Below are 206 nucleotides of genomic sequence, written 5' to 3'. Positions count from 1 at the left end.
GAATCATATTCTGGTTGTGGATGATGAGAGGGAGATCGCGGACGTTATTGAGCTGTATTTGAAAAATGACCAGTATGAGGTATTAAAGTTCTATACGGGTGAGGAGGCCCTCGCCTGTATAGAATCAACAAAGATTGATCTGGCGCTTCTGGATGTGATGCTGCCGGATATTGATGGTTTTACGATTCTCAAGAAAATCCGGGAAA

1 protein-coding gene is annotated in these 206 nt (G+C 43.2%); it reads left to right on the top strand.

Going from position 1 to position 206, the window contains the following annotated elements:
• Positions 1–7 precede the first annotated feature (7 nt).
• A partial coding sequence (locus HJY11_RS14975; RefSeq protein ID WP_208076612.1) for a response regulator occupies positions 8–206 on the top strand: 199 nt, incomplete at its 3' end.

This window comes from Bittarella massiliensis (ex Durand et al. 2017), assembly GCF_017566145.1.
Taxonomy (GTDB): domain Bacteria; phylum Bacillota; class Clostridia; order Oscillospirales; family Ruminococcaceae; genus Bittarella; species Bittarella massiliensis_A.
The sequence above is the reverse complement of the archived record's forward strand: the minus strand, read 5'-3'. Positions and strand labels throughout refer to the sequence as shown.